A 15,077-nucleotide genomic window follows, 5' to 3' on the forward strand; every position below is an offset into this window, starting at 1 on the left:
ATTACTTCTCAATCCAGATATTCTTTGTTTCTGAAAACTTTCCGTTTTGCAATCGGATTATGTACTTTCCGTTTTGGAGAAATGCTAGATTTATTGTCCTGCGCTCTGTAAGAGATGGTACTAAAGTAGAGTAAACGAATTTGCCACTTACATCAAAAACAGATAAGAGCAAGTCGCTTAAATCATCGCGAGCTTCCAGATATATCACACCATCATCTACCGGATTAGGATATACAATCAGATTAGCAATTTCAGTATTAGGAATATAAGAAAAAGCTTTTGATGTAAGCGAACGACATCCTAAGGTCTGACTACTGCTAAGGGTATAGTTTTTAATAGCAGTTGCCGTAAAAAAACCTGGCTTCGCCGATTTTATTACAGCTGATCTAGTAGTAAGGAATGCATCGTCTTTTTTCCACTCATAAGCGTCAACCTTTTCAACGATTTGTTCTGCTTCCAGACTAAAAGCACCTATCTGTGCTATAGTGGGTTGTTCAGGGCGAGGTTTAATACTTGTTTTAACAATATCAGAACTAGGAGATACGCAACCATTGTCATCCCGTACTTTTACCGAAACACTATAATCTCCTGGCTTTGTAAATGAAATACTACCAGTACTGTCATTAGTGCTCCAGAAACTTTTTCCGAAACCAGAAGCATAAAGAAGAATAGAGGTACCTTCACAGACAATCGGGCCACTTCCAATAATAATATTGGGTTTTGGAGGAAGAGACAACACTCTGGTAATTACTTCATTAGATGGTGGAGAATAACAATCCAGTGAGTTAATTCCTCGAACTGTAAATACACCGGAAGTATTAATACTGATTTCTTTATTCGTTGAGCCATTACTCCAACGGAATCGGTTATAGTGTGTATCATTGGTAATCAATTCTGTACTACCTCCCTCGCAAAAATTAGTACTTTTTTTCGAGGTTGCAAACGGAACAGTAGTAGGTGCTAAACCTTTAATAATGACCGTATTCGAAAAGTAATAATTACCTATTCCATCACGGGCGATAGCACTAAAACTACCATTATTAGCCGTTAAAGATGTAGCCTCGGTATTGTCTGACCACCGTTGAGAACTAAAAGTACCTGGTATGCTTAATCTTGCTGTTTCAGAAAACTGACAACTGGCCTGCAAAGTAAGAAGAGGTGATGATAGAAAAGGTGTAGATTTACTGAAAAAATTATTGTTTAGCTTTGTATCCCATGCTTTCGCTAAAGCAGAAATACCTTCACTACCGCCTACATTCTTAAAGTGAACGCCTTCTACACGAGGTACCTGAATAGAATCAGTATAAGGTCCTTCAAATACATTATTGATACTGCTGATTATTCTATCTTGTGCCTTGATAACAGCGGGATTAATATGCACCACAGCGAAGTCGTTAAGAGATGTACGGCATACAACCCAACTTAAGTTTTTATTGACATCAGTACGGCTTTTTTCAATAACCGTCTTTAAATTATTATAGTATGTATCTTCGCTTGTTTCAGAATCGTCCTCTCCTTGTTCCCATAAAACTGCACGTACTCCCAGGTAAGAAGCATAAAACTGTAAAGTGATTCTGAGGCTTGAATAAGGTGCCCCACCAATATAAGGTAGATGAAAAGCATTTTCTGTAGGTCTGCCAAGTGCACTACTGTACCAGTTCTCAGAAGAACTGCCACCATAGGCAGCGTTTAGAAATAAAATGGGTACATTTAGACGTTTAGCAAGATAATCACCCAGTTCGCCCCAACACCATGCTCCTTGTCCTTTAGGGCCAACCATTGTATTGGCATCAATATGTGAAAAACTTGTGAAATAGGGGTAATCCCACAAATTTTCGGGTGCTCTATTATTAAACGAGTTAACACGATCATCAAGTGAGGGCTTGGCACCATAATCTAGTACGCCTTCTGCATTTGATTGACCTGCAACTACAAAAACTTCTCCAATACCCACTCTGCTTACTGAACCCTGAATAACAATGCTTTCATTTAACCAGCCTCTTACCTGTAAGGTATACCAGCCACCTTGTCCTTGTAAGGAACCCACAAAATACCCTCCTTCGGGTTTTGTAGCAATAGTTATCCAGTTTGTTAAAACACCCTGATCGGGTTTTACAGGTACTAGCCTTGCTTCAATTTTATCCAGTTCTCCATCAAAATTTCCTGAAACATTTACTAACGCAGTGTTCTGATTGTTTCTTTGAAAAACACTCCTTTCCAGAGGGAAACTCAATTGTATTTGACTAAAACAGGTAGATGTTAACGTTAACAAAATAGCAATTAAACTCAAACTTCGCATTTCAACAATTCATTCAAATTTAGGTAATAAAGTACAAAAATAATTAGGAAAAATTGAAATTAAAAATCCTTACTTAATTAGCTGTAAGTAAGGATTTTATAAGTTCTATTTTTTATGCGGTCTTGCGCAGCGAATATATGTTTTATTCAACTTTTCTGAAATCAACCCTTACTGCGCCATGGCATGGACGATAGGTGGCAAATACTCCTGGTTGAGCCTGAATATGCGCAGGGAAGGCATTAATACGACCTACCATAGTCTTATTATTCTTCGATATTAGGGTTACATTTTCGTTATACCATTCTAAAGTCTGGTCAGGAATTAACTCACCAGTCCAGGTAGCAGTAAAAGTATCGCCTTCATTATAATAATCTTTATCCAGTATAACCCGAGCATTATTTTCCGGACAATTGATAGGAGCACCATCATGTTCGCACGTACTGGTATAACCCTCCACCACGAAATCTTTGAAACCATTACGGGAAATTGTCAGAAGATAATATGCATTTCGATTATCAGGTACATTATTTTTTGTAATTAATGTATTGCCAGAGAATTTGAACTCAATTGATGGGTCGAGATTCTGTATAGACATACGATACTGCGACAAATCGCCGTCAGGTGTATATGGGTGGAAAACAAATTTCATACCTCCTTCTCTACACTCATTATTAGTTTGCAACTGAATTGGTACTCCGCTTATACCCGAAGTTCCATTAGTACAACCCTGAAGATTTATTTCTAATACACTTCCGGGTTCTATATTAAATCCGGTTGTAAGATCAATATTTTTGTTAGCCGAATAACGTACTGACGAGTTCTGACTAATTCTGTCTGAACTATGTATACTTTCAGAAGCAATTACATCCGTATTAGCCGAAACTAAATCAATATCCGTTGTTATCTCAGGCTGACAAGCATAACTTAATTTTACTAACCAAATATCACGAGGGTCTTGCGAGCTTGGATGGTTGCCGTCTACATCGCCATTAAAAGATTTTGTAGTTCCTAATGTAATTAATGTTTCATCAGGTGTTTCTATTAAACCATTACCTTCATCATCTTCTGATCCACCCATAGTTTTTGACCAGATAATATCAAAATTCGGATTGGTTTTCGTTAAGAATACATCATATCTATCGTTGTTATTACTCGGGATTCTGTTTCTATCAGTTATAGTTCCGTTGTTAGAAGTAGTAGAACCAATAAAAACATAATTACCATCACGAGTCAGAATTAAATCATTTACAAAATCTCTTCCTGAACCTCCGAATATTTTAGAGTTAATCAAATCGCCTCCTGAATTTAATTTGAATAACCATGCATTTTCTTGATAATTATTAGGGAAGTCATTAGTAGGCTCTTTGAAAAAATTATCCGACAAAGAGTTAGATACGATACCTACCACAAATTCACCATTAGGTAAAGCAATCACGCTCCGGGCTTCATCGTTCTGATTTCCGCCATACGTTTTGCTCCAGATACTATTAAGAGATTCATTGATTTTAAGGGCAAAAATGTCTTTCGCTCCTTTATTTGGGCCTAGCGATCCATCATCAGAATTAGTACTCCCTACTATTATGTAGCTGCCATCTGATGTTTTTTTCATGTCGAATGGTAGATCGTCATTATTACCACCAAAGCATTTTTTAGACATAATATCTCCAGTCTGACTGATTTTTGCTACCCAGACATCACGATTGTAAGAAGAAGTATTTTTGCCAGAATCACTCATATCTTGATCTGAAGAAGTGGTATATCCAAGTAGCATAATATTGTTATCTGAGCTAAGCAATACTCTGATTGGCATATCTTCGCCCGAACCTCCTAGGATTTTAAACCACTCTCTCTGCCCCTGGGCATTTAGTTTGGTTATCAGAATATCGTAATAACCCTTTGTGTAAATATTGTCTATATTTCTAAGGTCAGTACTGACAAAATTAAGTTTTTGGACATTAATTACTTTGGCTATCAGAATAAACCCACCATCAGGATTTTGAATGGCATCAACTCCTCTGAATCCGGTATAAACCTGATTATCAAAAATAATAGTTTCCCAAAGTAGTTCACCCTTAGAGTTTACTTTTGAAGCCACAATTGATTCATAACCATTCAGCGTTTTTTTGCTGGTTGTTATGTAGTTTCCATCCTGAGTAGGGGCAATCCGCAAGCCTTCATCTCCATACCAACTATCCCATCCATAGCATCTTTGCCATTCAATGGCAGTGGCTGAACTCTGGGCATTCGTTTGTAAAAAAACGGAAAGGGTAAAGAGGCACGTAATGAGTAATAGAGCTGTTTTTTTTCCTGACATGACAATATTAACTTGTAAAATTTTAATTGTATGAATTAGGCTGATTAAGGCTTTAGCGAATACCTCAATGAAATCCATACTTTGCTAAAGTGCAATTTTAAGAAAATAGGCAATCTTCTAAAATTTATAATTTACTGACGTAAACAATAATGTCAAAAACTATACAATTGTTTTATGAAAGTATATATTATTTTCTAATGGTACCATTTGTCGTATATTTTATTAAAACATAGAATCTGGCTAAATATTGATTTTGTACAATATTCTCAAGAAAGTATAGGATGTGCTTTCTTGTATTATTTATATTTTAATTGCATAGATACAAAGAAAAATTCCCTTTGTAAACAAAGGCATTAGTTTTATTTTCTTGAGCAGTGCAATAGTTCAAATGCCTCTTAAACCTACTGGCACAAAATTAATGCCAAAAGTAAAGGACTTGTTTAGCAGAGTATAGATGGTTGTAAGAAGTGAGAGAAACAATAATTAGGACGCGCCGCAAAGTTAATGAAAAAAGTGAAGTAAGTGTTTAAAAAACGATTAAAATCGTGGTAATTGCTGTAAAATTAGCCAGAACTACCACGATTCATCATTAGACTCTTTGCGAGATTAATTCTTTAATATCTCTGATGATTTTATCGGCCAGATTAGAGGCTGTAGTTTCAAACTCTGATTCGGCGTAAATACGGATAATCGGTTCTGTGTTCGATTTACGTAAATGCACCCATTCTTTCTCAAAATTAATTTTTACACCGTCTTCTGTATTGATTGGATAACGGTCATATTTTGTTTTAATATCTTCTAAAACCTCGTCGACATTAATCTCTGGGGTCAACTCGATTTTCTTTTTAGCGATATGATAATTCGGATAAGTTTTTCTTAAGAAACCAACCGGTTTGCCAAACTTTGCCAATTGAGTCAGAAATAAAGCAATACCAACCAGAGCATCTCTACCATAATGTAGTTCTGGATAGATGATACCTCCATTGCCTTCACCTCCGATAATAGCTCCGATTTCTTTCATTTTAACCACCACATTCACCTCTCCTACAGCTGCTGACGCGTGCTCACCACCTGCTTTCACGGTAACATCTTTTAAGGCAAGAGTCGAAGAAAGATTTGAAACAGTTTTCAGACCTTTTTTCTTTTTGCTATTAGATAAAATATAATCAGCGACTGCTACAAGTGTATATTCTTCGCCAAATGGCTCACCATCTTCACAAATAAAGGCCAATCTGTCTACATCCGGATCAACTACTATACCTAAGTCATAATTGCCTTTACGGGTTTCTGAAGATATTTCTCTGAGGTTTTCAGGCAAAGGTTCTGGATTATGTGCAAAAACACCAGTGGGTTCACAATTGATTAGTTTGATTTGTGTAACTCCCAGGGCTTCCAGTAACATAGGTACTGCAATACCACCTGACGAATTAACAGCATCTACTGCTATTTTAAAATTAGCTTTTTCAATGGCTTTTTTATCTACCAAAGGCAAGTCTAATATTAAATCAATATGTTTTTTCAGATAAGAGTCATCATACGTTACTTTTCCTAAATGCTTTACATCGCAGAATTCAAATGCTTCTTTTTCGGCAATTTGAAGTAATTCTGTTCCATCGCTTCCCGAAATGAACTCACCTTTTTCGTTAAGTAATTTCAGCGCATTCCATTGGATTGGATTATGGCTGGCTGTAAGAATAATACCTCCTAAGGCTTTTTCCAAAGGAACTGCTATTTCAACAGTAGGTGTAGTAGATAGGCCAAGGTCTATGATATGAAACCCCATGCCTACCAATGTAGAACAAACAAGGTCCGAAACCATTTTACCTGATAAACGAGCGTCTCTTCCAAGAACAACTTTAAGGGCGGCATCAGGATTTTTTTTCTTAAGCCAAGCCCCATAAGCAGCAGCAAACTTTACAATATCTAAGGGAGTTAAGGCATCACCACTTTTCCCGCCAATAGTTCCGCGGATACCAGAAATAGATTTAATAAGGGTCACTTTAAATGCGTTTTGGGAATTTTAGGAATATAGGTAATACATTAAATCGAAGATAATTCCGAACTAATATAGTGATTGACTAAGGTTAATCACGGACAAAGATAAAAAAAAACTGAATTTTTTCTATTCTTTTATTTTTCGCCCAAATTAAAATCTATTCTAGCAAACGAAATATCAGAGACGTTTAATATTCACATTGGCATATAATTGTGATTTCGCACTACCTCTGAACCCTCCAGTAATAGGGTTAATTAGCTCAGGTTGTGCTGAAGAGGCTAAAGAAATATAATGGTCATCAACAATTTTACCTTCAGTCGGGTCAAAACCGCGCCAGCCGGCTCCGGGTAGATATACCTCTACCCATGCATGTAGTTCATGCTCCTGCAATAGGCTTCCATAGCAATAGCCACTCACAAAGCGAGCCGCAATACCTAAGGCTTTACAACTCGCAATCATTAATATGGCATAATCTCGACAAGTCCCTTTTCTACTTAATAATGTCCTTTCAGCAGCATTAGCGGGGCCTTCTATCCGTTTTTCGTATACAAAACTCTGCTTAATATATTTTGAAATACGAGCCAAGAAATCGGTTGTTTTCCAGTTTGCTTCTGCCGCCAGTTGGCGGGAAAATTGATGAATAAGCGTCGTTACACCTGTCAGATTCAGATAAGGATGCAGGAGTAAGGCCTCTTTTTCTGGGTAATTAAAAGGCAGCTTCTCGGCACTAAAGGGGAAATAAATGAAATGATAGGGCTTGGTTGGAGCCGATTCTATTTCAAAAGTCGCCTTAAAAATCAGTTCTTGGCAGGAAGAGTTAAAGTAGGCAATGTATTGTGCATTGCCTTCTACATCAACATTTTTATAGATAATATCCGCTACCGGATTAATTTCAAGCTCAAAATCGGTTATCTCCTGATGAGGATAAGCCTTAGGTGACAGATAAATATAATGGGGTGTCAGGAAAACAGGTTGTGAATATGTATAATGTAAGGTATGTTCAACGTTTAGAATCATAGTTTGCTTAATATATTTGATAACCTGAACTCTGAACAAAATTTTAATCTTCAACAGTTCCAGCCATGCTTGATAAAAAATGCCCCTTATCAATAACAATTGAAGTACTATAACTTAAATCGTCTGCTAGGTGTACTTCAATAGTATGTCCCTGAACTGCGCCCAATTTAACAGGTATTTTTCTAAAAACTACCTCTTTGTTATTTTGTTTTTCCAATTCAATGATAAAATTCCCTTCTGGTTTTCTTAAAATAGCGCTTTCTGGCAAAGCCTTAACCATATGGGTTCCTGTTAAAATTCTTGCGTTAACAAACATACCCGGAATGAGTTTTTGCTCTATTTGTTTGTTATCCAGGTGAGCATGAATATTAATTGCTTTTGTTTCGTCTTCAAATGTTTGGCCTACTATAAATACAGTCGCAGTTACGTTTTCACCTAATCGCTTATCATCTATCACTATCTTTTGCCCCTTTTGAATTTTATGAGCGTCTTTTTCCAGCACTTTTAATTCTAGGTGCAAGTCATCTTTGCTGATTAATTCAAATAGAACATCATTTTGAGTAATGGCTTTACCCGTATTAATATGCGCTGCTCTAACATATCCATTGATAGGCGAAATAATATTAATTACTGACGAAATATCGCCTTTTTTTAATGTAGATACATTCACACCCAATAATTTCAGTTTAGCCTCCAAAGCTTTTATTAATGCCTGATTACTGTTAAATTCGGCCTCTGCCTGTTGTAATTTTTTCTTAACACCAACCTCTTCTGAGTTTAAAGTCTGCTGACGTTCCAATTCTTTTTCCAGAAAAGTAGCATGAGCAATTGCCTGAAAATAATCCTGCTGCATTTGTATAAATTCAATAGATTCAACAGTAGCCAAAACCATGCCTTTAGTCACAAATCGACCGGATAATGTAGTATTAGAAAAGATGTTTTTTATAAACCCATTGGTAGGTATGCTAATAAACACCAGATTCTCCGATGGAATCTCTACCGTACCTGTAACTTTTATTTCTTCATTCATGGCGATCTCAGTAAAGTTGCCCAAACCCAGATTCAAATTTTTGAACTGTTCGGCTGTTATTTTTATTTGTTCAGTTTGAGATTGCGCCGCAGTTGTATCAGGTGCAGCCGTCATAGCAGGCTTTTCTGATTTCTTTGAGCAGGAGCCAAGTCCTGCTAATACTAAAATAGAGATAAAAAAATATGTTTTCATAAGGATGTTCATTTATTCAATTCCTAAAAGTGTTTCTATCTGAATGATAGTCTGGTTAAAATCTAAAACCGTTGAGTAATAATGTTCTTTAATCTGCCACGCCTGTTGATTGGTTTGTATCAGTTCTACATACTCAATCTCACCACTCTGGTAACTTTTGATGGCATTCTTAATCATTAGATCAGCTTGGAGTAAGGCAAAGCTTTCATAGAACTGAAGTGAACTTCGGTGTTTTTGATATGCCATTAGAAGGACAGTCAATTGACCATTCAGTTGCAATTCTAAATGTTTTAATTGAGAGTCCGCTATTTTTTCATTTACTTTAGCCGCTTCAATTCTTGCTTTTTGCGCTTTGTTGAAAATAGGTAAACCAATACCTGCTGATAGTATCATCTGGTTGAAATGATGTTCAATACTCTGATTAATTAAGCCAAGCCTGAAATCAGGCTTTAATCTTTGTTTCTCGACATTGGTTACTTGATGGTTAATAATCGTTTGCTGCTCAAATACAGAAAGAAGTGGGTTATTTTTCAGCGATAAGGCGTTTACTACAACAGAGGTATCTTTCTTCAAAGGAATACTAAAATCAAGTTTTAAATCCTGGTTACTATTTACCAGAAGTTTGAAATTCTGATAGGCTGTTTCTTCATCTTTTGCCAAAATCCTCAGCCGATTCTGAATTTCCCGTAGGCGTACTTCGGCACTTATTCGTTCTAAAGAATTCGTTTCTCCTGCTTTATATCGCGCCTTTGCAATCTGTAAAGTGCTTCTGTATATACTATCTTGCTGAGTTATTGCCTGTCTTAGGTGTTGATAATAAAAAAGCTGATAGTATACCTGTTTCAGATTGCCTATTACTTCATTCTTCTGCAACGCTTCATTTTTCTGACTAGCCACTACACGACTTTTCTGCAAATCTGTTTGTGCCGAATAGAGTTTTGGATGATTGAATTGCTGCATTAGGTTAAATGTATAATCATTTGTATAAAAGGTCTGTGTTCTACCTAATTGTACATCCAAATTAGTCTTGGCTAATTCTCTTGTCGTTCTTACCAATAATTGCTGTCCTTCAGTCTCTAAGCCACTGATTTTTAGCAGATAATTATTTTTATAAGCTAAATCAATACTTTGTTGCAAGGTAAGTGTCTGGGCAAAAATGCTATTAGTAATACATGAAAGTAGTATTATCAATAATGTATGACGATATTTTATAAGATAAGCTTTCATTGAACTTTGTTTTTGTTAAATAAGGTATAGATAACTGGCAATACCACCAATGTGAGCAAAGTGGCAGAAATCAAACCGCCAATAACTACTGTAGCCAAAGGCTTCTGAACCTCGGCACCTGCTGAATGCGAAATTGCCATTGGCAAAAAGCCTAAAGAAGCTACAGAGGCCGTCATCAATACAGGACGGAAACGATTTTTGACTCCCTGAAATGTCCGCTTATAAATATCCAGATGCCCTTCTTCTTCCAACTGATTCAGATGACTTATCAAGACAATCCCATTGAGCACCGCTACACCAAACAAGGCAATAAAACCAACTCCAGCCGAAATACTGAATGGCATCCCCCGAACCCACAATGCTACAATACCTCCAATAGCGGATAGTGGAATAGCCGTAAAAATCATAAATGCTTGTCTGAATGAGTGGAAAGTGAAGTAAAGCAGCATAAAAATGAGTAGGAGTGCAACAGGCACGGCTATACTCAATCGATCTTTAGCTTTTTGAAGATTTTCAAAAGCCCCGCCATACACAAAATAGTAGCCAGATGGCAATTTGATTTGTGTATCTAATTTTTGCTGAATCTCATGTACCAGACTCTCCACATCACGGTTTTGTGGACTGACTCCTATCGTAATCCGGCGTCGTGTATTTTCATGTGAGATTTGGGCCGGAGCTGTAATATAAGATACTTCAGCTACTTCTTCAAAATTTACGTAAGAGCCATTAGCTAATTTTACATAGAGCGCCTTTACACCTTCGATATCATTCCTATAAATAGAGTCTAATCTCAATACCATATCGAAGCGTTTTTCTTCCTCAAATACAGTTCCAGCTTTTTCTCCGGCAAAGGCTGTTTTCAGAACCAAATTCAGGTCTTCTATATTTAGCCCATATTGCGCCAACTTTTCACGCTTATACACGACAGAAATCTGAGGTAAACCAACCAGGCGTTCTATTTTTATACTGGCAACTCCTTCAATTTTTTCAATAACTTTGGCACAAGCGTTGGCTTTTTCAGCTAGCTTATCCAAGTCATTGCCGAAAATCTTTACTACAATTTCTGACCTAGATCCGGCTATCATTTCATTGAAGCGCATTTGAATAGGTTGAGTAAATTCAACACTCATGCCTGGCACTTCGCGTTCAATTACCTCAGCCATTTTCTCAAACATATCCTCCTTTGATTCAGCAGAAACCCATTCCGATTTGTCTTTCATCGAAATCATTAAATCAGACATTTCAACGGGCATAGGGTCAGTAGGCACCTCAGATGCACCAATACGGCCCACAATCTGATCTATTTCAGGAAAATGTTTTTTTAGTGCATTCTGCGCTCGGGTAGTTGCTTCAACAGTTGTACTCAATGAGGTGCCTGGAGGGGTCTGGAAATCAATCGCAATATCTCCTTCTTCCAGACTTGGGATAAATTCTCCACCCAATAAAGAGAATATACCCAGACTCAATACAAAGAGTCCAAAAGCAATACCCACTACGAGTTTCCGCTTATTTAATGCCCATTTGAATAAAGGCTGATAGGCGTTGAAAATCGTGTTAACAATAGTATCTGATAATTTGAAATGCTTATTACCTTCATTTTTCAATAGCAACGCCGATACCGCGGGCACATAAGTTAAAGACAGTACTAAAGCAGATACGATAGCCAAACTCACCGTAATAGCCATCGGCTGAAACATTTTTCCTTCAACTCCCGAAAGCGTTAGAAGTGGAAGATAAACAGTAAGGATAATAATAACCCCGAAAATAGCAGAATTAAGGATTTTAGAAGTAGCTTTAAATACAAGTCCATCCATTTCTGGTTGGGTCAGCTGAGTTTTCTTGGGCATATGACCTTTGTCTTGAAGATAATGCAGGATTCCTTCTACTACGATAATAGAACCATCAATAATCAGCCCGAAGTCAATTGCTCCTAGGCTCATCAGGTTGGCTGAAATACCAAAAGTATTCATCAGACTCAATGTTACAAGCATAGATAGAGGAATAACTGAAGCTACCAAAAGCCCTGCACGGATGCTTCCCATCAATAGCACTAATACAAAAACTACTATTAACCCTCCTTCAATCAGGTTTGTTTCAACGGTATGGATAGCCTTATCAATAAGTTTGGTGCGGTCAATAAAGGCATTAATTACCAGACCTTCGGGAAGGGTTTTCTGAATCCGGTCGATACGTTCTTTTACGCCTTTGATAGTTTTTTCTGAATCTGCTCCTTTTAGCATCAATACAACGGCGCCCACGGTTTCGCCTTTGCCATTTTGTGTCATAGCACCAAAGCGATTGGCATGCCCGAACTGAACAGTAGCTACTTCTCTTACTAATAAAGGTGTACCTCCAGCAGTCTTGATAACTATATTTTCAATATCTGAAAGACTTTTGGCTGTTCCCTCACCTCTGATAAAATAAGCCTGGTTATTTTTTTCAATATAGCTCCCACCTGTATTGGCATTGTTGCGACTTAAAGCATCATACAATTCTGAGAGGCTAATATTATTGGCTCTTAAGCGCTCAGGATTCGCACTTACTTCATATTGCTTCACATACCCACCAAAACTACTGATTTCAATAACTCCCTTTACCCCAGCTAACTGGCGTTTAATAATCCAGTCCTGAATAGTACGCAGGTCGGTTAATGAGTATTTATTTTCATAACCTTTCTTTGGAATAATTGTATATTGATAAATCTCTCCCAGACCTGTTGTAATTGGAGCCAATTCTGGTTTGCCAAATTGGCTCGGAATTTTATCTTCGGTGGCCTTTAACTGTTCGGCTACCAATTGCCTGGCTTGTAACATAGGAATTGATTCATCGAATACAATTGTAATAACTGATAAGCCTAAGCGAGAAGTAGAACGTATTTCTTCAACCCCTTGCAGGTTAGCCATTTGCTGTTCGATAGGTGAAGTGATGTATTGCTCTACCTCCTGTGCGGCCAGAGTAGGGGTTTGTGAGAGGATAACAACCTGATTATTGGTAACATCTGGAATGGCGTCGATGGGTAATTGTGTAAGTGAATAGCCTCCCCAGCCAATCAGACCCAACACCATCATACCAATAATGATTTTATTATTGATACTGAATTTTATAATGGCATCAAACATGATGATAATACTTGATAAGAATAAGCAATTGTAAAAGAATAGATAGAGAACAGTCAGCCTTAAACCGGTGTGTACAGATTTATAGACCATCGTTGTTCAGAAAAAATGTTTTCCGGAAAGCGTTCCCCGGAAGAAAATGACAATTGCTTATGCTCGGGGAGGATTCAAAAGGCATTTTTCTGCCGAGAAGAAATAGTTATTTAACCAGTTGAAATGGTCTTGTTTTTTTACTATAGACAGAGTTGGCGTCTCATTCGAAAAAGAAATAAAAGAAGGAATAACATATAAATAGCTTACGCCATTGATATCAAAAGAAGGGAGACTTGGATGTTTGGTCTTAGCATGCGGTGAGTTAGCAGAATAATGCATAACGAGAAAATCCCACATATTAAAATCTTTAGGCGCATCTCTTTTGTGTTGGTAATAATGCGTAATAAGTTCCGGAAGTTTAATGGATTGACTCCAGTTAACTTTCGGAACCAGGCTACCTAAAAAGATAGTAACAAACAATATGACTGCAATGAAGCGTCGCAAACCGTTTATAGATGTTTCCACAAATATAAACAATCTACTTACTTACAAACCATTAAAATCGACAAAAAGCATCTTTTAGGGGATTTTTGCGATAATTCATAATGATTTTAAATAGCTATCTATTTAATACTGCTTTTCTCAACACCCTCATTAGTCATGACCACAGGTTTAATAAACCCTTGCTCATCAAAGTACATTTTATCAATACAAGTCACTCTGTAGTTACCATCGGTTTCGCCCAAAGGTCTTCTATGATAAACAATGTACCAATCCTTGCTTTTTGGGTCATGAATTATGGAATGATGCCCTGCTCCATAAGCAACCTTTGGGTCTGGTTGGAGTATTTTACCAATACGCTTGAAAGGTCCGAATGGAGAATCTGCAATGGCATAAGCCACACTATAATTAGGCCCTGTCCAGCCACCTTCCGACCACATAAAATAGTATTTACCACTTTTCTCAAACATAAAAGGCCCTTCTACATAGTTTTCAGGAGTGATTTCCTTGAAAGTACTTCCATCCTCAAAAGGAATAAAACCTGTAAAATCTTTTTTAAGATGGGCTATATTGCAATGTCTCCAACCACCATAAATCAGGTAATATTCGCCTTTATCTTTATACACAAACTGATCAATTGGTTGCGCACCATTATAAAATTTATCAACCAAAGGTTTTCCAAGAAGGTCTTTGTATGGTCCCTCAGGCTTATCTGCAACAGCTACACCAATACCACCTGATTCCTTATCACTCTGAATATCGTTGGCTCCAAAAAACAGGTAATATTTTTTGTCTTTTTCAATAATAGCAGGCGCCCACATGGCGCGTTTGGCCCATTTTACAGCGGCAGTGTCTAATATTCTTTCATGCTTGGTCCAGTTTACTAAATCAGGTGATGAAAAGGCATCAAAAAATACTTGCTTTCCATAAGCGGCAGAAAAAGTAGGATATATCCAGTATTTTTTACCAAAAATAATGGCTTCAGGATCAGCATACCAGCCTTGGAAAAGCGGATTGCCTGAGGTCTTTTTAACTTGGGCATTGGCCTTCAGATAGTTAGTAAATAGCAAAAGTGAAAAGAATAAGCCTTTAATCGTAAGGTTAATAGCGTTTTTAAGCATCATGATAATAAAATTGATAATATTGATGGTGTAAATATACACGCTATAATGTATTAATAGAATTTAAGATTAGAAAAAGGTAGATAATTTGAATCTGTATAAAGTACTCTCCAGAAGTTTTCACTTAATTCTGAAATTTTGGATTATCTTTACTATTGTTTTCATATAAACAAGAAAAATTTTCATATCCTGCTAAATTGGTAAAGCTTTTGATAGACATAATCTACAAGG

The 15,077-nt window shown here is 37.0% G+C and carries 9 protein-coding genes; all 9 read right to left on the reverse strand.

All coding sequences use genetic code 11. The features are described 5' to 3' along the window. Window position 1 precedes the first annotated feature (1 nt). Complete coding sequence (locus ACYVFA_RS11345; protein WP_460471935.1) at window positions 2-2,233, reverse strand: sialate O-acetylesterase; 2,232 nt, start codon at window positions 2,231-2,233, stop codon at window positions 2-4. A 208-nt stretch (window positions 2,234-2,441) separates the two neighbouring features. Then, entirely contained in the window at window positions 2,442-4,613 is a 2,172-nt protein-coding gene (locus ACYVFA_RS11350; RefSeq protein WP_460471936.1) for a 3-coathanger stack domain-containing protein, read from the reverse strand. 589 nt (window positions 4,614-5,202) lie between these two features. Beyond that, complete coding sequence (gene glmM / locus ACYVFA_RS11355; protein WP_460471937.1) at window positions 5,203-6,612, reverse strand: phosphohexomutase domain-containing protein; 1,410 nt, start codon at window positions 6,610-6,612, stop codon at window positions 5,203-5,205. Window positions 6,613-6,786: 174 nt separating this feature from the next. Then, window positions 6,787-7,626, reverse strand: a complete 840-nt coding sequence (locus ACYVFA_RS11360; protein WP_460471938.1) for a transglutaminase family protein — start codon at window positions 7,624-7,626, stop codon at window positions 6,787-6,789. 43 nt (window positions 7,627-7,669) lie between these two features. Further along, complete coding sequence (locus tag ACYVFA_RS11365; protein WP_460471939.1) at window positions 7,670-8,848, reverse strand: efflux RND transporter periplasmic adaptor subunit; 1,179 nt, start codon at window positions 8,846-8,848, stop codon at window positions 7,670-7,672. A gap of 12 nt (window positions 8,849-8,860) precedes the next feature. Further along, a complete protein-coding gene (locus ACYVFA_RS11370; RefSeq protein ID WP_460471940.1) occupies window positions 8,861-10,075 on the reverse strand; it encodes a TolC family protein in 1,215 nt (404 codons plus the stop codon). Continuing rightward, window positions 10,072-13,194, reverse strand: a complete 3,123-nt coding sequence (locus ACYVFA_RS11375; protein ID WP_460471941.1) for an efflux RND transporter permease subunit — start codon at window positions 13,192-13,194, stop codon at window positions 10,072-10,074. Before ACYVFA_RS11375 ends, ACYVFA_RS11370 begins: the two co-directional genes overlap by 4 nt. Before the next feature lie 147 nt (window positions 13,195-13,341). Further along, a complete protein-coding gene (locus ACYVFA_RS11380; RefSeq protein WP_460471942.1) occupies window positions 13,342-13,749 on the reverse strand; it encodes a hypothetical protein in 408 nt (135 codons plus the stop codon). Window positions 13,750-13,847: 98 nt separating this feature from the next. After that, window positions 13,848-14,849 carry a glycoside hydrolase family 43 protein gene (locus ACYVFA_RS11385; protein ID WP_460471943.1) on the reverse strand — a complete coding sequence of 334 codons (1,002 nt, stop codon included), beginning with the start codon at window positions 14,847-14,849 and terminating at the stop codon, window positions 13,848-13,850. Window positions 14,850-15,077: the final 228 nt, after the last annotated feature.

This window comes from Emticicia fontis (assembly GCF_054779675.1).

What these genes read in the sequence shown, in the direction of transcription:
- ACYVFA_RS11375 (WP_460471941.1), bottom strand. Translation starts at nt 13,194, where the DNA reads ATGTTTGATGCCATTATAAAATTCAGTATCAATAATAAAATCATTATT.
- ACYVFA_RS11350 (WP_460471936.1), bottom strand. Translation starts at nt 4,613, where the DNA reads ATGTCAGGAAAAAAAACAGCTCTATTACTCATTACGTGCCTCTTTACC.
- ACYVFA_RS11370 (WP_460471940.1), bottom strand. Translation starts at nt 10,075, where the DNA reads ATGAAAGCTTATCTTATAAAATATCGTCATACATTATTGATAATACTA.
- ACYVFA_RS11365 (WP_460471939.1), bottom strand. Translation starts at nt 8,848, where the DNA reads ATGAAAACATATTTTTTTATCTCTATTTTAGTATTAGCAGGACTTGGC.
- ACYVFA_RS11385 (WP_460471943.1), bottom strand. Translation starts at nt 14,849, where the DNA reads ATGATGCTTAAAAACGCTATTAACCTTACGATTAAAGGCTTATTCTTT.
- ACYVFA_RS11360 (WP_460471938.1), bottom strand. Translation starts at nt 7,626, where the DNA reads ATGATTCTAAACGTTGAACATACCTTACATTATACATATTCACAACCT.